The sequence below is a fragment of the Massilia sp. ST3 genome, assembly GCF_018119405.1.
Taxonomy (GTDB): Bacteria; Pseudomonadota; Gammaproteobacteria; order Burkholderiales; family Burkholderiaceae_D; genus Telluria.
In genome coordinates this window covers 1-20,518 of sequence record NZ_JAGPWC010000082.1, presented here as the reverse complement: position 1 = coordinate 20,518, position 20,518 = coordinate 1, and the positions used below count along the sequence as shown (strand labels likewise).

Annotated in this window: 17 protein-coding genes and 2 pseudogenes; 11 read left to right on the top strand and 8 right to left on the bottom strand. The window is 66.7% G+C overall.

What is annotated here, in order from left to right; translation table 11 throughout:
* Nucleotides 1-310, bottom strand: a pseudogene (locus KBW98_RS20820) (hypothetical protein); the annotation flags it as partial.
* Between the two features lie 258 nt (nucleotides 311-568).
* Here KBW98_RS20820 and KBW98_RS20815 point away from each other — a divergent pair.
* A complete protein-coding gene (locus tag KBW98_RS20815) occupies nucleotides 569-1,027 on the top strand; it encodes a KGG domain-containing protein (RefSeq protein WP_211522081.1) in 459 nt (152 codons plus the stop codon).
* 73 nt (nucleotides 1,028-1,100) lie between these two features.
* Here KBW98_RS20815 and KBW98_RS20810 read toward each other — a convergent pair whose 3' ends face one another.
* From KBW98_RS20810 to KBW98_RS20790, 5 genes are read right to left on the bottom strand one after another with little or no spacing between them, the layout of a single operon-like run.
* Nucleotides 1,101-2,441, bottom strand: coding sequence for a sulfite reductase subunit alpha (locus KBW98_RS20810; RefSeq protein ID WP_211522080.1), 1,341 nt, complete (start codon nucleotides 2,439-2,441; stop codon nucleotides 1,101-1,103).
* Nucleotides 2,438-3,448 (bottom strand): FAD:protein FMN transferase, encoded by a 1,011-nt coding sequence (locus KBW98_RS20805; protein ID WP_211522079.1) that lies wholly within the window; start codon nucleotides 3,446-3,448, stop codon nucleotides 2,438-2,440. Before KBW98_RS20805 ends, KBW98_RS20810 begins: the two co-directional genes overlap by 4 nt.
* A gap of 2 nt (nucleotides 3,449-3,450) precedes the next feature.
* Nucleotides 3,451-4,275: a DUF4198 domain-containing protein gene (locus KBW98_RS20800; protein ID WP_211522078.1), complete on the bottom strand. Its 825-nt coding sequence runs from the start codon at nucleotides 4,273-4,275 to the stop codon at nucleotides 3,451-3,453.
* Nucleotides 4,276-4,301: 26 nt separating this feature from the next.
* Nucleotides 4,302-4,814 (bottom strand): DUF2271 domain-containing protein, encoded by a 513-nt coding sequence (locus KBW98_RS20795; RefSeq protein WP_211522077.1) that lies wholly within the window; start codon nucleotides 4,812-4,814, stop codon nucleotides 4,302-4,304.
* A 30-nt stretch (nucleotides 4,815-4,844) separates the two neighbouring features.
* Nucleotides 4,845-5,513, bottom strand: coding sequence for a PepSY-associated TM helix domain-containing protein (locus KBW98_RS20790; RefSeq protein ID WP_211522076.1), 669 nt, complete (start codon nucleotides 5,511-5,513; stop codon nucleotides 4,845-4,847).
* A gap of 306 nt (nucleotides 5,514-5,819) precedes the next feature.
* On the opposite strand from KBW98_RS20790, the gene KBW98_RS20785 reads away from it, so the two are divergent.
* The 6 genes from KBW98_RS20785 to KBW98_RS20760 all read left to right on the top strand — a co-directional run bounded on the left by KBW98_RS20785 (nucleotide 5,820) and on the right by KBW98_RS20760 (nucleotide 13,958).
* Nucleotides 5,820-8,675: a 2-oxoglutarate dehydrogenase E1 component gene (locus tag KBW98_RS20785; protein WP_211522075.1), complete on the top strand. Its 2,856-nt coding sequence runs from the start codon at nucleotides 5,820-5,822 to the stop codon at nucleotides 8,673-8,675.
* Nucleotides 8,676-8,739: 64 nt separating this feature from the next.
* Entirely contained in the window at nucleotides 8,740-10,002 is a 1,263-nt protein-coding gene (gene odhB / locus KBW98_RS20780; protein ID WP_211522074.1) for a 2-oxoglutarate dehydrogenase complex dihydrolipoyllysine-residue succinyltransferase, read from the top strand.
* 50 nt (nucleotides 10,003-10,052) lie between these two features.
* The gene (locus KBW98_RS20775; protein WP_211522073.1) at nucleotides 10,053-10,382 is read left to right on the top strand and encodes a PspC domain-containing protein; all 330 of its coding nucleotides are present in this window, start codon (nucleotides 10,053-10,055) and stop codon (nucleotides 10,380-10,382) included.
* A gap of 197 nt (nucleotides 10,383-10,579) precedes the next feature.
* Complete coding sequence (gene lpdA / locus KBW98_RS20770; protein ID WP_211522072.1) at nucleotides 10,580-12,010, top strand: dihydrolipoyl dehydrogenase; 1,431 nt, start codon at nucleotides 10,580-10,582, stop codon at nucleotides 12,008-12,010.
* Nucleotides 12,011-12,168: 158 nt separating this feature from the next.
* Nucleotides 12,169-13,269: a cell division protein ZapE gene (gene zapE, locus KBW98_RS20765; RefSeq protein WP_211522071.1), complete on the top strand. Its 1,101-nt coding sequence runs from the start codon at nucleotides 12,169-12,171 to the stop codon at nucleotides 13,267-13,269.
* Nucleotides 13,270-13,283: 14 nt separating this feature from the next.
* Nucleotides 13,284-13,958 (top strand): hypothetical protein, encoded by a 675-nt coding sequence (locus tag KBW98_RS20760; RefSeq protein WP_211522070.1) that lies wholly within the window; start codon nucleotides 13,284-13,286, stop codon nucleotides 13,956-13,958.
* Nucleotides 13,959-14,120: 162 nt separating this feature from the next.
* Here KBW98_RS20760 and KBW98_RS20755 read toward each other — a convergent pair whose 3' ends face one another.
* A complete protein-coding gene (locus KBW98_RS20755) occupies nucleotides 14,121-14,912 on the bottom strand; it encodes a PP2C family serine/threonine-protein phosphatase (RefSeq protein WP_211522069.1) in 792 nt (263 codons plus the stop codon).
* 181 nt (nucleotides 14,913-15,093) lie between these two features.
* Between KBW98_RS20755 and KBW98_RS20750 the strand changes: the two genes are divergently transcribed.
* Both KBW98_RS20750 and KBW98_RS20745 read left to right on the top strand, forming a co-directional pair.
* Nucleotides 15,094-15,294 (top strand): YdcH family protein, encoded by a 201-nt coding sequence (locus KBW98_RS20750; protein WP_211522068.1) that lies wholly within the window; start codon nucleotides 15,094-15,096, stop codon nucleotides 15,292-15,294.
* A 35-nt stretch (nucleotides 15,295-15,329) separates the two neighbouring features.
* Nucleotides 15,330-17,402, top strand: coding sequence for an ATP-dependent DNA helicase (locus KBW98_RS20745; protein WP_373888982.1), 2,073 nt, complete (start codon nucleotides 15,330-15,332; stop codon nucleotides 17,400-17,402).
* 188 nt (nucleotides 17,403-17,590) lie between these two features.
* Here the strand turns inward: KBW98_RS20745 and KBW98_RS20740 are convergent, their stop codons facing one another.
* Nucleotides 17,591-18,565, bottom strand: a complete 975-nt coding sequence (locus tag KBW98_RS20740; RefSeq protein ID WP_211522067.1) for an NADPH:quinone oxidoreductase family protein — start codon at nucleotides 18,563-18,565, stop codon at nucleotides 17,591-17,593.
* Nucleotides 18,566-18,732: 167 nt separating this feature from the next.
* Between KBW98_RS20740 and KBW98_RS20735 the strand changes: the two genes are divergently transcribed.
* Both KBW98_RS20735 and KBW98_RS20730 read left to right on the top strand, forming a co-directional pair.
* The gene (locus KBW98_RS20735; protein ID WP_211522066.1) at nucleotides 18,733-19,338 is read left to right on the top strand and encodes a toll/interleukin-1 receptor domain-containing protein; all 606 of its coding nucleotides are present in this window, start codon (nucleotides 18,733-18,735) and stop codon (nucleotides 19,336-19,338) included.
* 11 nt (nucleotides 19,339-19,349) lie between these two features.
* A pseudogene (locus tag KBW98_RS20730) lies at nucleotides 19,350-20,518 on the top strand (tetratricopeptide repeat protein); the annotation flags it as partial.

The window sequence follows — 20,518 nt, the reverse complement described above, 5'->3', positions numbered from 1 at the left end:
CGATCGGCGGACGGGGCGCGCCGCCCAGCCGGGCTTCTTGCAGCCGGGCCAGCTCCTCCGCGATCCAGCGCCGCCGGTCCTCGCCCTCGGGCAGGAAGCGCCACCCGCCGTCCTCGCGGTATTGCCGGGTTAATGACGCCGACAACTCGTCGAGGCGGTCCAGTTCGATGGCCACCGCGTAGTCGCTGAAGCTGGCCAGTACGTTTTGGCGGAGCAAGACCACGCCGGTTGCGGCTACCGCGAGGATGGCCAGCAGGACCGATGCGAACAAGCGGAAGCCGATGGAAATTTTCACGTTGTCGAGTATCAAGGAAGCTTGCCCATTGTAGTACAGACGCACTACGCCGATATATTTCTGATAACCGTCATGCTAATAACTCGGTGTATGCATAAAATTTGAACGCTTGTTCGTTTTGTATTCCGACGGAGAAGACGGGTAGGGCAGTGGGGCGTCGTCCTACAAGAACACCGTCCATTTCTGGTGTTCAGGCCGCGACGGGATGACTACGATGGGTGTCCCGTTTTCAGCCAAAGCGGCTGATCTGTTCACTAATGATAGGAGGCAATCATGGCATCGAACAACCAAGGCGGCAACAACAAGCAGGGCGGCAACCGAGGCAACAACCAGAGCGGCGATACCAGCAACCGCGGCTTTGCTTCGATGGATCCGCAGCGCCAGCGCGAAATCGCCAGCGAAGGCGGCCGTGCGGCCCACGCATCGGGCAATGCCCATGAGTTCAATTCGGAAGAAGCGCGCCGCGCCGGCTCGATGAGCCACAAGAACGATGGCAACAACCAGAGCGGCGGCCGGGGTAGCCAGCAGAGCGGCAACCAGGGCGGCAACCAGGGTGACAACCGCGGCAACAACCAGTACACCGACCAGGGCGGCCGTGGCAGCCAGCAGAGTGGTAACCTGGGCAACCAGGGTAACCAGGGTAACCAGGGCGGCAGGGGTGTTCAGGGCGGTACGCCCGAGCAGCACGCCGCGGCCGGCCGGCAGAGCCACAAGAACGACGACAAGCGCTAAACGCGTTTGACGTATCGACCGGCGGAATCACAGCCGGTTGAACGCGTCGGCAGCGTTGCTGCCGCCGCGTCCATCAATACACGTCGCGCCGGTAACGTCCTTCCTCCACCAGCTTGTCGACCGCATCCTTGCCGAGCACCTCGACCAGGGCCTCATGCACGCCGCCCGCCATGCCCTGCAGGCTGCCGCACACATAGATCGCCGCGTTGTCCGCCACCCAGGCGCGCAGCACGTCGGCCTGTTCGCGCAGCAGGTGTTGCACATAGCGCGGGCCAGTCCCGTCGCGCGAGAAGGCCAGGTCCAGGCGGGTCAGCTTGCCCCTGGCGAGCCATCCTTCCAGCTCTGCGCGGCACAGGAAGTCGTGCGCCGCATTGCGTTCGCCGAACAGCAGCCAGTTGTCGCGCACCCCCGCATCGATGCGTTCCTTGAGCAGGGCGCGCAGGCCCGCCAGTCCGCTGCCGTTGCCGATCGCGATCAGGGGCCGCTGCGCATTCGCGCCCAGGCGGAAGCGTTCGTGCGCGCGCATGCGCAGGCGCACGATGTCCTTGGGCGTGGCCTGTTCGCACAGCCAGCCTGACGCCGCGCCCGGCGAACCGTCCTCGCGCCGCTGCAGGCGCACCATCAGTTCGAGCCGGCCATCCCGCCGCAGCGAGGCCACCGAATATTCGCGCGGGTGCTCGGGGTCGGCCGGGGCGCTGACCTGGGCCAGGTCGCCAGCCTGCCATTCGGGCAGTTCGCCTTCCAGCGGCGCCAGCGCCACCCGGTACAGGGGCGCGCCCGCGCTGCCCGGATTCATCAGCTCGCGCGCGGCGATGCGCCATTCGCCATAGCCCGGCGCTTCCCAGTCCGGCGCATCGCTGGTGCCTGCCAGGCGGCTGAGCTGGTGCTGCCATTCGGCCAGTGCGGCCGGCGCGCCGCGGTCGACTTCGATGCGCGCGAACAAGGGGGTGGCGCCGTGCGCCGCCAGCCAGCCATCCAGCTGGCGGCCGAAGCCGCAGTAATTCGTGTAAGTGCTGTCGCCCAGGGCCAGCACCGCGTAGTGCAGGTGAGACAGGTCGGGCGTGCCGCCCATCGATTCGCCCGCGAAGCGCGCGGCGCTGTCCGGCGCGTCGCCCTCGCCATAGGTGCTGGCGATGAACAGGATCCGCTCGGCCTTGCCCAAGCTGTCCTTGTCGAGCGCCGACACGCAGGCCGCGCGCGCATTCAGGCCGCCGGTCACCAGGGTCTCGGCGGTGCGGCGAGCCAGGTATTCGGCGCTGCCGGTCTGGCTTGCGTAGACCACCAGCCAGTCGGCCGGTGCGGCGGAGAGGCTGATGCGGGCCGCGCGGGCGCGCCAGATGGCCAGGCACATGGCGAAGTAGCTTGCGGACAGCGCGAGCGCGCTGCCCCAGCGAACGGGGTCGATCGTCATCATTGGAGCAGGCCGCGCCAGGCGGCGCTGGTGGTTTCAAGCAGGGCGCCGGGCCGGCGCACCAGGAAGCGGGCGGCGATGCCGCGCGCGTCGGCGAAGGCCAGGCCTTCGTCGGGACCCATCACGGTCAGCGCCGTGGACAGGGCATCGGCGGCCATGCAGCTGTCCGCCACCACCGTCACCGAGGCGAGGTCATTGGCGACCGGATGGCCGCTGCGCGGATCGAGCGTGTGCGACGCGCGGCGCTGGCCGTGGTGGAACCAGCGCCGATAGTCGCCCGAAGTGGCGACCGCCAGCCCGTGCAGGGCCAGCACCGGTTGTTCGGAAAGGGCGCCGCCATCGGGCACGCCCTCGATCTCGACCCACCAGGGTTCGCCGTTGGATTTCATGCCGGCGCCGCGCAGCTCGCCGCCGACTTCGGCCACGTAGTGGCGCACGCCGTGCGCTTCCAGGCGCAGGGCCAGGCGGTCCACGCCATAGCCCTTGGCCACGGAAGAAAAATCGAGGATGGCGCCGCCCGGCTGCAGCAGGCGCCGTCCTTCGCGGTCGAGGACGGGGCGGCCGCCCGTGCGCCGCGCCAGCACGGACGCGATGGCGTCCGGGGACGGCGCATAGAAGCCGGCCTGGTCGTAGCGCCCGCTGGGCCCGAAGCCCCACAGGTTGACCAGCGCGCCGCCGGCCGGGTCGTAGGCCCAGCCGCTGTCTTCGGCCACGCGCAGCGCGTACTCGGCCACCTCGAAGAACTGGAGCGGCAGCGCCAGCCAGCTGCCGGCCGCCATTCGGTTGTAGCGCGCCAGCAGGGAATCGGCTTCCCAATGGCTCATCTGGGCCACGATCTCGTCCAGCTCGCCCTGCAGGGCGCGCGCCAGCGCGGCGCCGTCGACGCCGTCCGGCAGCATCAGGCGCACCGACCAGTCGGTGCCCATCGAGGTGCCGGCGGCGCGGCGCAATACGCTGCCAGGGGGCGGCGGGGCCGGGTCGATGGCAAGCGGGACGAGTACTGCGCGCATGCTTACTGCGGCAGCACTTCCAGCGTGGCCGAGTAGCTATAGCGGCGGTTTTCGCCGGCGGCGTCCGACGGGCCCTTCGGCTGCTCGACCGGGAATTTGGCGGTCAGCCAGTACATGTTGGGGGCCGGCAGGGTGAAGCTGGCCTCGCCGTTGGCGTCGGTCGTGAAGCGGACTTCGCCCAGGGTGCCGCGGTACTTGACGCCGCCTGGCACCATGCTGAACGGGAAGTTCGCCAGCGGCTTGCCGTTCAGCTGGAAGCGGAAGCGCGCGTTCTCGCCGGCGTGCAGCTCGTTCGGGTGGGTGACCGGCACCAGTTCCAGGCCCTGGCCGCTCGGCTTGAGCGCGCCGGCCGAGGTCTTGTTGGCCGAGACGAAGGTTTCCAGGCGGGTCGCGGTGATGGTGGTCTTCACCTCCTGCGCGCCATGGGGAAGGTCCTTCGACAGGTTGGCCTCGGTCGTGCGGAAGCGCTTGACTTCGCCGTTCAGCTTGTAGCTGCCCATGACGTTGTTGTTGACCAGGGCCAGGCGATAGGTGCCGTCCTTCGGCAGCTGCAGGTCGAGCGTGCTGCGCAGCTTGCCGAGCACCGCGCCTTGCGCCTGGGTGGTGACGCCGTCCGGGTCGGTAACGGCCAGGCCGTCCAGGCGCAGCGGAACGTGGTCGATGTCGAACAGGCCTTCCGAGATCGCGCCGTCGAGCGTCACCCAGGCGTCCTTCTTCTCGACCAGGGTGGAGCTGGGCAGGATCCAGCCGCGGTGGGCGCTGGCGGACAGGGACAGGCCGGACAGCAGCAGGGCCAGGACGGTGTGCTTCAGGATACGGGTGTGCATGGGTGCTCCCTTTTTATTGGATGTGCTTACTGGATCTGCACCGAGACGGCGCCGAGTTCTTCCTTGCCCGCGGCGTTCGCCGCCAGCTTGCCCTTGGCCGGCCAGGCGAAGGGCACCTTGACCAGTTCGCGGCCGCCCGCTTCGCGCGCCGCCTCGATGACCAGCTTGTAGTCGCCGGCCGGCAGCTTGTCGAGGCCGTTGACGGCAGGGCCGAAGGACAGGGTATGGGTGCCCGCCGCGCGGGTGGCGCCGCTGACGCCGTCGATCGGCAGCTTGGCGTCGCGACCGGCCTTGCGCCACCAGGTGCGCAGGTCCTTGACCCACTTCTCGCCGGCGTTGTCCTTCTTCTTCACGTCGTACAGGACAGCCAGGTTCGACGCCACGCCCTGGTCGGCCTTCTCGATCCACACCGCCACGTAGGGCTTGTGGTACTCGGCCACGTTCAGCTGCGGCAATTCGAACTTCACGGACAGGTCGGCGGCCATGGCCCAGCCGGAGGCGAGCGGCAAGGTCAGTGCGAGCGAGTGGGACAGTTTCATCGGATAGCCTTATAGAGACGGTGGATGGTATTAATGGACGAACAGGAGCGCGATCACGGCAGGCAGCACGATGCCGAAGCCGATCACCGGCCAGGTCGAAGGCCGGTTGGCCGCGTGGAATTTCAAAATCAGGAAACCGGTAATGCAGAACACCAGGCAGGCGATCGCGAAGATGTCGATGAACCAGCTCCACACCACGCCGGTATTGCGGCCCTTGTGCATGTCGTTGAGCCAGCTGATCCAGCCGCGGTCGGTCCGTTCGTATTCGGCGCTGCCGTCGGCCGCGATGCGCAGCCAGGCGTCGCCGCCCGGGCGGGGCAGGGCGACGTAGGCGTCTTCCTCGCTCCATTCGGCGCGCTTGCCGCGCACGTCGACCGGGAAGGCGCCGTTGGCCCAGTCGGCCAGTTCGGCCGGGAGCGGCACTTCGGCGTCGGCATGTTCGGCGGCATAGGCTTCGAGCTGGGCGCGCAGCGGCTCGGGCAGGGCGGCCTTCAGGCGGGTGACTTGCGGCTTGGCCTCGATCTGGGCCGCGTGGTTCAGGGTGAAGCCGGTGAAGCTAAACAGCAACATCGCCATCAGGCAGATCGCGGAACTGATCCAGTGCCACTGATGTAATTGTTTTAACCATACGGCGCGGCGTGCGCCGGGCAGGGCGGAAGGCGTTGGCGAGGCTGGCTGGGAAGGTCCGGTCGGGTGCATGCCGCAAATGATAACGATTATCATTTACCTGGTCAACAAGGCAATATCGATTTCTCTTCTTTCATAAATAATTTCTCTGGGTGTGGTCAGCCTTGCGTGATCTGATGCGTTACAATGTCGCGGGCCACGCTGGCTGCCGATAGGCGGTTCGGGTACGCAAAAGCGTACGCGTTGGCGGCCTGTATTACCGTCCTTCCCCCACAACTTGATGTAGTAAGTGCGATCCGCTAACCGGTCAGGCCGTGTCGCGGAAGGTTAGACTAACCCGCCCCATACTCGCGAAGCGCGAAGAAAGGTGAGCAACAAATGATGCAGCAATATAACGCGAACTCGTACCTGTTCGGCGGTAATGCGCCGTACGTGGAAGAGTTGTACGAGGCCTACCTGAACAACCCGGGTTCGGTGCCGGAAAACTGGCGCGCCTATTTCGACCAGATGCAGCACGTGCCTGCGGTCGACGGCTCCAGCCGCCCCGACGTGGTTCACTCGTCGGTCGTCGCCTCGTTCGCGGAACGCGCCAAGCAGGGCCCGATCCGTACCGTGACCGCCACCCCGGACGCCGAGATGGGCCGCAAGCGCGTCGCCGTCACCCAGCTGATCGCCGCCTACCGCTACCTCGGTTCGCGCTGGGCCAACCTGGACCCGCTGCAGCGCCAGGAACGTCCGCCCCTGCCGGAACTCGATCCGAGCTTCTACGGCTTCACTGACGCGGACCAGGACACCGTCTTCAACATCAGCAACACCTACTTTGGCCAGGAAACCGCCTCGCTGCGCGACATCCTGAACATGCTGCGCGACACCTACTGCCGTTCGATCGGCGCTGAGTTCATGTACATCAGCGACCCGGCCGAAAAGCGCTGGCTGCAGGAACGCCTGGAATCGATCCGCTCGACCCCGACCTTCAGCGCCGAAAAGAAGAAGCACATCCTGGAGCGCCTGACCGCGGCCGAAGGCCTGGAACGCTACCTCCACACCAAGTACGTCGGCGCCAAGCGCTTCTCGCTGGAAGGCGGCGAATCCTTCATCGCCTCGATGGACGAACTGATCCAGCGCGCCGGTGAAAAAGGCGTGCAGGAAATCGTCATCGGCATGGCCCACCGCGGCCGCCTGAACGTGCTGGTCAATACCCTGGGCAAGAGCCCGGCCGACCTGTTCGAAGAATTCGAAGGCAAGCACGCCGACGACCTGCCGGCGGGCGACGTCAAGTACCACCAGGGCTTCTCGAGCGACATCTCGACCCCGGGCGGCCCGGTCCACCTGTCGCTGGCCTTCAACCCCTCGCACCTGGAAATCGTCAACCCCGTCGTCGAGGGTTCGGTCAAGGCCCGCATGGAACGCCGCGGCGACCGCAAGGGCAAGGAAGTGCTGCCGATCCTGGTGCACGGCGACGCAGCGTTCGCCGGCCAGGGCGTGGTCATGGAAACCCTGAACCTGGCCCAGACCCGTGGCTACGGCACGGGCGGCACGGTCCACATCGTCATCAACAACCAGATCGGCTTCACCACCTCCGACCCGCGCGACGCGCGCTCGACCCTGTACTGCTCGGACGTCGTCAAGATGATCGAAGCGCCGGTCCTGCACGTGAACGCCGACGACCCGGAAGCCGTCGTCCTGGCCACGCAAATCGCCCTCGACTACCGCGTCGAGTTCGGCAAGGACGTCGTGGTCGACATCATCTGCTACCGCAAGCTGGGCCACAACGAGCAGGACACCCCGGCCCTGACCCAGCCGCTGATGTACAAGAAGATCGCCAAGCACCCGGGCACCCGCAAGCTGTACGCGGAAAAACTGGCCGCGCAGGGCACCACCGCCGCCGACGAGGGCGACAAGCTGGTCTCGGCCTACCGCGACGCGATGGACGCGGGCAAGCACACCGTGGACCCGGTGCTGACCAACTTCAAGAACAAGTACGCCGTCGACTGGGCGCCGTTCCTGAACAAGAAGTGGACCGACGCCGCCGATACCGCCGTGCCGCTGACCGAACTGAAGCGCCTGGCCGAACGCATCACCAAGGTGCCGGAAAACTTCAAGCCGCACTCGCTGGTTGAAAAAGTGCTGGCCGACCGCGCCACCATGGGACGCGGCGAGATGAACCTCGACTGGGGCATGGGCGAACACCTGGCCTACGCCTCGCTGCTGTCCTCGGGCTACGCCGTCCGCCTGTCGGGCCAGGACGCCGGCCGCGGCACCTTCGTGCACCGCCACGCCGTGCTCCACGACCAGAATCGCGAGCGCTGGGACCAGGGCATCTACCTGCCGCTGGCCAATGTCTCGGACAACCAGGCGCACTTCACCGTGATCGACTCGGTGCTGTCGGAAGAAGCGGTGCTGGGCTTCGAGTACGGCTACTCGACCGCCGAACCGAACACCCTGACCATCTGGGAAGCCCAGTTCGGCGACTTCGTCAATGGCGCCCAGGTCGTCATCGACCAGTTCATCGCCTCGGGCGAAGTGAAATGGGGCCGCGCATCCGGCCTGACCATGATGCTCCCGCACGGCTACGAAGGCCAGGGCCCGGAACACTCGTCGGCCCGTATCGAGCGCTTCCTCCAGCTGTGCGCCGACAACAACATGCAAGTGGTGCAGCCGACCACGGCCGCCCAGATCTTCCACCTGCTGCGCCGCCAGATGGTGCGCCAGTTCCGCAAGCCGCTGGTGATCTTCACGCCGAAGTCGCTGCTGCGTAACAAGGACGCGGGCTCGCCGCTGACCGACCTGGCCAAGGGCGGTTTCCAGACCGTGATCGGCGAAGTGGACGAGAAGATCGAAGCGTCGAAGGTCAAGCGCGTGATCGTCTGCTCGGGCAAGGTGTACTACGACCTGGTCAACACCCGCAAGGCGCGCAACGCCGGCGACGTGGCCATCGTCCGCATCGAGCAGATGTATCCGTTCCCGCACAAGTCGTTCGCCGCCGAACTGAAGAAGTTCAGCAACGCGACCGAAGTGGTGTGGGCGCAGGACGAGCCGCAGAACCAGGGTCCGTGGTTCCAGATCCAGCACAACATCTTCGAAAGCATGGAAGAAGGCCAGCGCCTGGCGTATGCCGGCCGCGCAGCCTCGGCGTCCCCGGCGGTCGGCTATGCCGACAAGCACGTGGCGCAGCAGAAGGAACTGCTGGAAACCGCGTTCGCGAAGTTGAAGGGCTTTATCCTGACCAAGTAAACACCACTGCCCCGGGTTCGCGCCCGGGGTCTTTGCACAGAATACATAACGGAGTTAAAACAACATGGCACAAATCGAAGTCAAGGTCCCCCAACTGTCGGAATCGGTTGCTGAAGCGACCCTCCTGTCCTGGCACAAGAAAGTCGGCGAATCCGTGTCGCGCGACGAGAACATGATCGACATCGAGACCGACAAGGTGGTCCTGGAACTGCCGGCCCCGAGCGCAGGCGTGATCACCCAGCTGATCAAGGCCGACGGCGCCACCGTCGTGTCGGGCGAAGTCATCGCGATCATCGACACCGAAGCCTCGGCCCAGGTCAGCCCGCTGCAAGTGAGCGCCGTCCCGTCGGCAGCCCCGAACGCGCCGATCCAGCAGCCTGCGGCCGCCCCGGCAGCCGACCAGTCGAAGGCAGGCGTGGCCATGCCGGCCGCCGCCAAGATCCTGGCTGACAACAACATGAGCGCCGCCGGCATCGACGGCTCGGGCCGCGACGGCCGCGTGACCAAGGGCGACGCCCTGGCCGCTGTCGCCGGCAAGCCTGCCGCCGCAGCTGCACCGGCCCCGGCCCCGGCCGCGAAACCGGCCCTGGCGCAAGTCGCCGCACCGGCCCCGGCCAACCTGGGCGACCGTCCGGAAGAGCGCGTGCCGATGAGCCGCCTGCGCGCCCGTATCGCCGAGCGCCTGCTGCAATCGCAACAGACCAACGCCATCCTGACCACCTTCAACGAAGTGAACATGGCTCCGGTCATGGAACTGCGTAACAAGTACAAGGACAAGTTCGAGAAGGAACACGGCGTCAAGCTGGGCTTCATGTCCTTCTTCGTCAAGGCCGCCGTGGCAGCCCTGAAGAAGTACCCGATCCTGAACGCCTCGGTCGACGGCAACGACATCATCTACCACGGCTACTTCGACATCGGTATCGCTGTCGGTTCGCCGCGCGGCCTGGTGGTGCCGATCCTGCGCAACGCCGACCAGCTGTCGATCGCCGACATCGAGAAGAAGATCGGTGAATTCGGCCAGAAGGCCAAGGACGGCAAGCTGACCCTGGACGACCTGAACGGCGGTACCTTCTCGATCTCGAACGGCGGCGTGTTCGGCTCGATGCTGTCGACCCCGATCATCAACCCGCCGCAGTCGGCGATCCTGGGCGTGCACGCGACCAAGGACCGCGCCGTGGTGGAAAACGGCCAGATCGTGGTGCGTCCGATGAACTACCTGGCGATGTCCTACGACCACCGCATCATCGACGGCCGCGAAGCCGTGCTGGGCCTGGTGGCCATGAAGGACGCGCTGGAAGATCCGGCCCGCCTGCTGCTGGACCTGTAATCCGCGGTTGACTGTTACGCGCGCCGCCTGGACGCTGTTTGGAGAATGACATGAACCTGTCTGACGAAATCAAACGGCTGCACGAGCTGCACCAGGCCGGCGCGCTGACCGACGCCGAATTCGAACAGGCCAAGGCCAGGGTGTTGTCGGCCCAGTCCACCGTGAACCTGAACAAGGGGAACGGCGCGCTGTCCGACGAGCTCAGCAGCTTGCGCCGCTCGCGCGCCGACCGCTGGCTGGGCGGCGTGTGTGGCGGCCTGGCGCTGGCCTCGGGCGTGGACTCCTGGGTCTGGCGCCTGGTGTTCGTGCTGTTCGCGATCACCTTCGGATTCGGCGCCGTGGTCTACCTGCTGTTGTGGATTTTTGTTCCCGAAGAATAAATAGTTCGGTCCAGGACGTCCCCGACGTCGTTAGCTATTGAACGTCATCCCCGCGAAGGCGGGGACCCAAGTTTGCGTGCTCAATACCAGTGCGTCACGCCAGTGGGGACGCGACGAACTTGGGTTCCCGCCTTCGCGGGAATGACGTGTTTAAGCTGCTGGCCACAGGACGCGGATCGAACCAACAAGGATAAATAATGAGCGATAAACAATTTGACGTCGTCGTGATCGGCGGCGGTCCTGGCGGCTACGTGGCTGCCATCCGTGCAGCGCAACTGGGCTTCAAGGTGGCCTGCATCGACGAATGGAGCAACGCTGCCGGCAAGCCGGCGCCGGGCGGTACCTGCACCAACGTCGGCTGCATCCCGTCGAAGGCCCTGCTGCAATCCTCGGAAAACTACGAGCACGCCAGCCACGGCTTCGCCGAGCACGGCATCAAGGTCTCGGGCCTGGAAATCGACCTGGCCCAGATGCTCAAGCGTAAGGACGGCGTCGTCAAGCAGAACAACGACGGCATCCTCTACCTGTTCAAGAAGAACAAGGTCACCTTCTTCCACGGCCGCGGCGCCTTCGCCGGCAAGGCGGAAGGCGGCTACACCATCAGCGTCACCGGTCCGAGCACGGAGACCCTGAGCGCCAAGAACGTCATCGTCGCCACCGGTTCGAACGCCCGCGAACTGCCGGGCGCGGCCTTCGACGAGAAGCTGATCCTGTCGAACACCGGCGCACTGGCGATCGGCGCGGTCCCGGCCAAGCTGGGCGTGATCGGCGCCGGCGTCATCGGCCTCGAAATGGGCAGCGTGTGGCGCCGCCTGGGCGCGGAAGTCACCGTGCTCGAAGGTTTGCCGACCTTCCTGGGCGCGGTCGACGAGCAGATCGCCAAGGAAGCGCACAAGCTGTTCACCAAGCAGGGCCTGAAGATCAGCCTGGGCTGCAAGATCGGCGCGATCACCAAGGGCGACGACAGCGTCACCGTGGAATACGCCGACAATACCGGCGCCGCCCAGACCGCGACCTTCGATCGCCTGATCATCTCGATCGGCCGCGTGCCGAACACCATCGGCCTCGGCATCGAGACCGTCGGCCTGCAGCTGGACGAGCGCGGCTTCGTGGTCGTGGACGACGAATGCCGCACCAGCCTGCCGGGCGTGTGGGCGGTGGGCGACGTGGTGCGCGGCCCGATGCTGGCGCACAAGGCCGAGGAAGAGGGCGTCGCGGTTGCCGAGCGCATCGCCGGCCAGCATGGCCACGTCAACTTCAACACCATCCCCTGGGTCATCTACACCTCGCCGGAAATCGCGTGGGTGGGCCGTACCGAGCAGCAGCTGAAAGCCGACGGCGTGGCCTACAAGGCCGGCACCTTCCCGTTCATGGCCAACGGCCGTGCGCGCGCGCTGGGCGACACCTCGGGCATGGTCAAGTTCCTGGCCGACGCCACCACCGATGAAATCCTGGGCGTGCACATCGTCGGCCCGATGGCTTCGGAACTGATCTCGGAAGCCGTGGTCGCGATGGAGTTCAAGGCCTCGTCGGAAGACATCGCCCGCATCTGCCACGCGCACCCGTCGCTGTCGGAAGCGACCAAGGAAGCGGCGCTGGCGGTGGACAAGCGTTCGCTGAACTTCTAAAGCAATGGAGGCGCACCTGCGGTGCGCCTTGGTAGGGTGGGCGGGTTCCCCGCCCACGCGTTCACACCACGTGTCGCGGCCCGCTCCGTGGCCTGATAACGCTGGTTGAACGCGTGGGCGGGAGACCCGCCCACCCTACGTTTAACACCAAGTTTTCCATGAACGTCCAAGAGTATTACCAGCACGCGCTTACCGAACGCGGCTTCAAGTCCGATCCGGCCCAGCAGGCCGCGGTCGATCGCCTGCAGCAGGCGTACGACGACTGGGTCCACTACAAGGCCCAGCGGTCGTCCGCTTTCAAGCGCCTCATCAACCGCCCCGACGTGCCGAAGGGCGTGTACATGTGGGGCGGGGTGGGGCGCGGCAAGTCCTTCCTGATGGATTCCTTCTATTCGGTGGTGCCGGTGGTGCGCAAGACCCGCCTGCACTTCCACGAGTTCATGCGCTCGGTGCACCACCAGCTCGACCAGCTCAAGGGCGTGGCCGATCCGCTTGACGAAGTCGCCAAGCGCGTGGCCCGCAAGTACCGCCTGATCTGCTTCGACGAATTCCACGTCTCGGACATCGCCGACGCGATGATCCTGTATAACCTGCTCAAGGCCTTGTTCGACAACGGCGTGAGCTTCGTGATGACCTCGAACTACGAGCCCTCGACCCTGTACCCGGACGGCCTGCACCGCGACCGCATGCTGCCGACCATTGCGCTGCTCAAGGACAAGCTCGACGTGCTGAACGTCGACGCCGGCAACGACTACCGCAAGCGCGCGCTGGAGCAGGTCGAGGCCTATTACACGCCGCTCAACGCGGCGTCCGACCACCTGCTCCGCGAAGCCTTCGGCAAGATCGCCGACACGGCCGAGGACCCGCATCCCGTGGTGCGCATCGAGAACCGCGAGATCCGCCCGCTGCGCCGCGCCGGCGGCGTGATCTGGTTCGATTTCGCCACCCTGTGCGGCGGCCCGCGCTCGCAGAACGACTACCTCGAACTGGCCAGCCAGTTCCACACCGTGATCCTGTCCGGCATCCCCGCGATGTCGGCCGGCCAGGCCTCGGAAGCGCGCCGCTTCACCTGGCTGATCGACGTGTTCTACGACCACAAGGTCAAGCTGATCATGTCGGCCGCCGTCGAGCCGGAAGAACTCTATACCCAGGGCCAGCTGGCGAACGAATTCCACCGGACGGTATCGCGTATCATCGAAATGCAATCGCGCGAGTACATGCTCGCCGAGCGGCGCGGCGCGGCCGACGCCATCGCGTGATCGAAAGGACATCCATGCATCCACCATTTGCCTTCCGCCTGCTGGGCGCCGCCATCCTGGCCGGCCTGCTGGGCGCCTGCGCCAGCACCGACACCACGCCGATGGCCGTGCCGACCGAACCGACGACCTCCGTGGCGCAGGCCGACGAGCGCCTGGCCGCGGTGGCGAAGGAACGCGCCGCGATCGAGGCGCGCTACGCCGAGCGCGAAGCGGTCTGCTACGAGAAATTCTTCGTCAACAACTGCCTGGACGAAGCCCAGGAACGCCGCCGCGCGGCCCTGTCGGCCCAGCGCGCGATCGAGATCGAGGCCGAGCGCTTCAAGCGCCGCGTGAAGGTCGAGGAACGCGACCGCGAGATCGCCAAGGCCGAAGCCGAGTACCAGGCCGAGGAAGCCGCCCTGGCCGCCCAGCCGCCGGCGCCGCCGCGCGAGACCCCGGCCTTGCCGCCGCCGCGCCCGCGCCCGGCCGCATCGCGCCAGAAGCAGCGCGCCGGCGAAGCGGGACAGGAGCGCCTGAGCGAAGCGGAGCGCGCGGCGAATGTGAAGGCTTTCGAGGACCGCAAGCGCAAGTCGGAAGAGCGCCAGGCGGAAGTCGCCAAGCGCACGGCGGAGCGCGAGGAGAAGGCGAAGCGGCGGGCGGAGGAAGAGGCCAAGGCGAAGGAAGAGGCGGCCAAGGCTGTTGGCAAGTGATGCGCTTCGAACTTGGGTCCCGGCCTGCGCCGGGACGACGGTCTCTAGGCTAGTGGTATGGCCTCTCGTTACCGATCACGCATGAACCGTCGTACGCGCCACTGGCGCCTACGACTTCCGGCGAAGGCCGGGACCCAAGTTTCCCGGCATACCGCTAACGTATCAAACCACCTTCCTCACCTGCATCCCCGCCCCATCCTGCGCCGGCTTCACCAGCTTCACGATCGCCATCGTGCAGTTCCCGCCCTTGCCCTGCGAGCGCTCCGCCGCCTTGTCGATCAGCATCTCCGACGCCTGCCGCGGCGTCGCCTTGGCCGTCACCGCCGCCAGTTCGGCATCGGTGAAGAAATGCCACAAACCATCCGAGCACAGCAGGAAGCCGTCGCCCGCCGCTAGCCCGCTGTGGCTGCCGATGGTGACGAAAGGCTCCTTGCGCGCGTTGCCCAGCACGTTCAGCAGCAGCTTGGACTTGCGGTGGTTCCTGGCGGCGTCCTCGGGCAGGCGGTCGGCCATCAGGTGCTCGACATAGGCCGCATCGCTGGTGCGCGCCGCGCACTTGCCATCCTGGAAACGGTACAGGCGCGAATCGCCCACGTGGGCCCAGACGGCCTCGCCGTGGGGCGTCAATACCAGGCCGACGAAGCTGGCGTGGATCTCGGTCTTGGCCGCCACCGCGTTCATCTTGATCACCAGGTGCGACTCGCTGACGATGTCTTGCAGTAGTTGCCCGAGCCGTTCCAGGCTGGGATGGTCGCCCGGCTTGAACTCGTCGAACACCTGGCGCGCCGTATGCAGCACCTGCTCGGCCCCGGCCGAGCTGGCGATCCCGTCGGACAGCACCGCCAGCACGTAGCCGGGCGCGCGCGCCCCGGTCATGAGGGCAGTGCGGTCGTTCTGCTGCGGGCGGTTCCCGATGTGTTGCGCGGTCCCCGCTTCGATCTTGTATGAAGTCATGAATTCGTGTTTTCCGTAGCGCCTACGCCAATCTTTGTTGGCGGCAACCTCAGCGTAGATTAAACTATGCACTGAGAAGCCCGAATGTTGCAAGCCGTAAAGGCTGAGCGACACACTGCACCGCCTTCAGCGGTCCGCTTTCCCGCAACGCATAACACCAGAACTGTTTGGAACAGACATCATGATCGACGTCCAGGATATCCAGCGCCGTATTATCGAACTCGACGTGGAACACCGCGACCTCGACGCTGTCATTTCCATGCTGACGGCGGACGGTCATGCCGACCAGTTACAGCTGCGACGCCTGAAAAAGCGCAAACTGCAGCTCAAAGACCATATTACGCTGCTGAAGATGCAGCTGGTGCCCGATATCCCGGCTTGAGGCGCTCCGCGCCCGGCCACACCGAACCCACTATTTTGACCGAACATCTCCCTGTTTCCGACTCCGCGGACGAGCCGGCCGGCGCTCCATTGCAGGAGGCGCCGGTCGAGCCTGCGGCGCCGGCCGGCAAGCATGACGCCGAGCTCGACCGTTTGTTCGGCGCGGGCGGCCCGCTCGCGCCCGCGGTCGGCACCTTCAAGCCGCGCCAGTCCCAGACCGAGATGGCCAAGGCCATCGCCCAGGCGATCGCCGACCAGCAGGTGCTCATGGCAGAGGCCGGCACCGGCACGGGCAAGACCTTCGCCTACCTGGTCCCGGCCCTGCTGTGGGGCGGCAAGACCATCATCTCGACCGGCACCAAGAACCTGCAGGACCAGTTGTTCCTGCGCGACATCCCGACCGTGCGCGCCGCCTTGCGCGCGCCGGTCTCGGTGGCCCTGCTCAAGGGCCGCGCCAACTACGTCTGCCATTACAACCTGGAACGCACGCTGCAGAACGGCCGCCTGACCTCGCGCGACGACGTCGGCCACCTGCGCGAGATCTCGCGCTTCATGAAGATGACCAGTTCGGGCGACAAGGCCGAGCTGGCCAAGGTGCCGGAGAACGCCACGATCTGGAACCTGGTCACCTCGACCCGCGACAACTGCGTGGGCGCCGAGTGCCAGTACTACCAGGACTGCTTCGTCATGAAGGCGCGCCGCGAAGCCCAGCAGGCCGACGTGGTCGTGGTCAACCACCACCTGTTCTTCGCCGACGTGGCCCTGAAGGACACCGGCGTGGCCGAGCTGCTGCCGTCCGCCAATACGGTGATCTTCGACGAGGCGCACCAGCTGCCCGACACCGCGACCCTGTTCTTCGGCCAGTCGGTCTCGACCTCCCAGGTGCTGGAACTGTGCCGCGACGTGCTGGCCGAAGGCCTGGCGCATGCGCGCGGCGGCCCGGACTGGGCCAAGGTCGTGACCGTGGTCGAGAAAGCCGCGCGCGACCTGCGCCTGGCCTTCGGCGGCGACAGCAACATGCGCCTGTCGCTGCCGCAGATCCTGCCGACCTCGCAATTCTTCCCGGCCCTCGATGCGCTTAAGGAAGAGCTGTCCGGCATGATCACCGTGCTGGAAGAAAACGCCGCGCGCGCCGAGACCCTGGAAGCCTGCCGCGTCCGGGCGCTCGAGCTGGCCGCGGCCTACGAGGCCTGGAAGCCGGACGCCAAGGCGGCCGCCGCCGAGCAGAGCGTGCTGTGGGCCGAGGCCTTCTCGTCCTCGCTGCAGTTGCACAAGACCCCGCTGTCGATCGCCCCGATCTTCTCCAGCCAGCGCGAGGGCACCCCGCGCAGCTGGATCTTCACCTCGGCGACCCTGGCGGTGAAGAACGACTTCCGCCACTTCTCCGACCAGCTGGGCCTGACGGGCGAGCCGGCCAAGACCTGGCCCAGCCCCTTCGACTACGGCGACCAGGGCATCCTGTATGTGCCGACCGGCCTGCCGGAACCGAATTCGATGGGCTATACCGACGCCGTGGTCGATTGCGCGCTGCCGGTGATCGAGGCCGCCGGCGGACGCACCTTCTTCCTGTGCACGACGATCCGCGCGGTCAACCGCGTCGCCGAGCGCCTGCGCGCCGAGTTCGCCGAGCGCGGCCTGGATTTCCCGCTCTTCGTGCAGGGCGAGCGCGGCCGTACCGAACTGCTGGATTCCTTCCGCAACGCCGGCAACGCCGTGCTGGTCGGCAGCCAGAGCTTCTGGGAAGGCGTGGACGTGCGCGGCGACGCGCTGTCCCTGGTCATCATCGACAAGCTGCCGTTCGCGCCCCCGGACGATCCGGTGCTGGCCGCCCGCATCGAGGTGATGGAAAAGCAGGGCATGAACGGCTTCATGCACCACCAGCTGCCGGAAGCCATCATCACCCTCAAGCAGGGCGCCGGGCGCCTGATCCGCGACGTCGAGGACCGGGGCGTGCTGATGATCTGCGACCCGCGTTTGATCACCAAGCCGTATGGGCGGCGGATCTGGCAGAGTTTGCCGCCGTTCCGAAGGACCAGGGTGCAGGCGGATGTGATTGGGTTCTTCCAGCCGGGTACGGTAGAGACGGCGGAAGGTGGCGAGGCTGCCTGACGCCAGTTTGCCAAGTTTCGTTCGTTATCCGTAAGACCGTCGTTCCGGCGAAGGCCGGAACCCAGGTTTTGCGTGCGTCACGGCTGCTCAACGAACTTGGATTCCGGCCTTCGCCGGAATGACGGTTTTACGGGTGGTGGTGAAATTGAGTTAGCCGCTAGCCGCTAGCGCGTCCCGCCGCCAACCACTCACGGCGCAATCACCACCTTGCCCACCACCTTGCGCCCGGCCATGTCGTTCAGCGCCTGCGCCGTCTCCTCCAGCGCATAGCGCTTCGACACCAGCGGCCGCAGCTTGCCCTCCGCCATCCAGTCCATCAGCCGCCGCATCGCCGCCGCGTGCGCCGCCGGCTCCTTGCGCGTGAAGTCGCCCCAGAACACGCCCACCACCGAGGCGCCTTTCAAGAGCATCAGATTCCAGGGCAGGCGCGGAATCTCGCCCGCCGCGAAGCCGACCACCAGGTGGCGGCCGCGCCAGGCGATCGAGCGCAGCGCCGGCTCGCTGTAGCGGCCGCCGACCGGATCGTAGACCACGTCCGGCCCCCGTCCGCCGGTCGCCGCCTTGATCGCCTCGCGCAGGTCCTCGCGCTCGTAGTTGATCAGCGCATCCGCACCGTGGTCCTTGCACACCGCCAGTTTCTCGTCGCTGGATGCGGCGGCGATCACGCGCGCGCCCAATGCCTTGCCGATCTCGATCGCCGCCAGGCCGACGCCGCCCGCCGCGCCCAGCACCAGCATGGTCTCGCCCGGCTGGAGCGCCCCGCGGTCGGCCACCGCGTGGTAGGAGGTGCCGTAGGTGAGGGTGATTGCGGCGGCGGTGTCGAAGTCCATGCCGTCCGGCACCGGCAGCAGGGATTCGAGCGGCGCCAGCGCCTGCTCGGCGAAGGCCCCGGTGCGGGTGAAGCCGATCACGGCCTGGCCCGGGGCGTAGGCGGTGACGCCCGGCCCGATGGCGCGCACCACGCCCGCGAACTCGTTGCCGGGAGTGAAGGGCAGTTCGGGACGGTACTGGTACTTGCCCTGCACGGTCAGCACGTCCGGGAAGTTCACGCCGGCCGCCCTGACGTCGACCACGACTTCGCCCGGGCCGGGCGCCAGGTCGGGCAGCTCGGCCACCTCGAGGCTCTCCGGCGGCCCCCAGTCCTTGCAGCGTACGGCTTTCATGCTTCCTCCTGTATTGATGTCGGCACGCATTATGCCCGAAGGAAAGTGCAGGCATCGGCCATGCCACCGCCTGTCACCATTGTGCGCACGCAAAGTGGGACAGGTCGGGCGCGCTAGAGTCGAAGGAGGCAGGCGCCCAGTCCTGCGCCTGGGAACCGGAGAAGTGCATGGCAATCCGTTACGGTTGTTTCTTCAGTTATGCCCACGGCAAGCACGACCTCATGAAGCGCTTCAAGTCGGCCCTGGCCGATGCGCTGCGCTGCTACCTCGAACCCTACTTCGACAACGAGGACGAACTGTTTATCGACACCGAACAGCTCGGAGGCGGCGACGACCTCGACCGCAAGATCGCGCGCGCCATGTGCGAGAGCGTCTGCATGATCCTGATCTACACCCCCAAGTACGAGGCCCATGCCTACACGCGGCGCGAATACGCGGCCATGCGCCTGCTGGAACAGGAGCGCGCCACCTGGTACGACCTGCCCAGCCACCTGATCATCCCGGTCATCATGACGCGCCATCCGGACAGCCTGCCGCGCCAGATCACCGAGAGCAGCCTGTACGTCGACTTTTCTCATTTCACCATGGCCACGGCCGATCTCAAGTCGAACCCGGATTTTCTTCCGGACATTGACAAGATGGTCAAGCGAATCGCAACCCACTACGCATACCAAAAAAAGCATACGCCGCCGGGCCACGACTGCAACCATTTCGTGCTCCCTGATGTCCCACCCGAGTGGCGCGATCGTCCAGAGCTGACTTTTCCAAAATAATGAGGAGCCCTATGGAACACAACTGCATTCCGCTGCCGCCGCTGGACACAGCGGGCGAGGTGACCACCTTCTATGCCTACGAGGGCGGCGCCGCGCGCAACGCGATGCTGTCGGCGCTCGCCCAGTACCTGGCGGGCGCGCGGGCCGGCGCCTGCGGGGGGAAGGCCGCCGGTGCACCGGTCCTGGTGATCGACTGGGACTTCGACGCGCCGGCCCTTCACCGGCATTTCGACCTGGCGCCCGCCGGCGGCAGCCTGGATGCCGAACCCGGGGCAGATATCGGCTGCGGCGACGAGGCCGGGGCGCATGCCGGGCCGGCGCCGTGCGCCCGTCCCGGGCTGATCGAATTCTTCGAAGCTTGCAGCATGCACCTGCGGCAGCTGCGGCACGAGCCGGCGCAGCGAGCCGGAGCGGAAGGCGGTGCGGCAAGCGACGAGACGCTGGCCGAGCGCGTGCTCGACGCGGTCGACTGGCGCGAACATATCGAGCGCGCGGACGGCCGGCGCCCCCTCTACCTGATGCGCGCCGGGCGTTTCGACGACAGCTATGCCGAGCGCAGCGGACGCTTCGACTGGGAAGCTTTGTTCGGCGCCTGTCCCGCGTTGTTCCGGCGCTTCGGCGCGCGCATGGCGCGCCATTTCTCGCACGTGCTGGTCGCCAGCCGTCCCGGGCGTTCACCGGCGGTGAGCGTGTGCACCACCTTGCTGGCGGACCGCCTGGTCGGCCTGTTCACGCCGGCCCCGGGCAGTGTGGAAGGCTTCGAAGGCGTGGTGAGGCGGGCCATCGAATACCGCTGCAGCCACGAGGAAGAACAGCGTCCGCTGCTGGTGTATCCGCTCGCCTGCGCGCCCGACGGCGCCCGCAGCGATCCGCACCAGCGCTGGCGGCGCGGCGACGCGCGCCTGGGCGCCCCCGGCTACCAGCCGCGCATCGAAGTCCTGCTGCGCGCCTGCTACGGCTGGCCGCGCGTCAACCTCGACAGCTACTTCGACGAACTCCAGCTGCCGCTGGCCGACGCCATGTCGACCGCGGGCCCGGGCACCGACCGGCGTGCGCTGGCGCGTATCGCCGGCCTGCTGGCCGAATGGGTGGCGCCGGGACGCTTCCCCTGGCAGTCGCTCGAGGAGATCCGGCTACGCGCCGCCGTGGCGCGGGCGCGCAGCGCCGCGTTTTGCGCCGA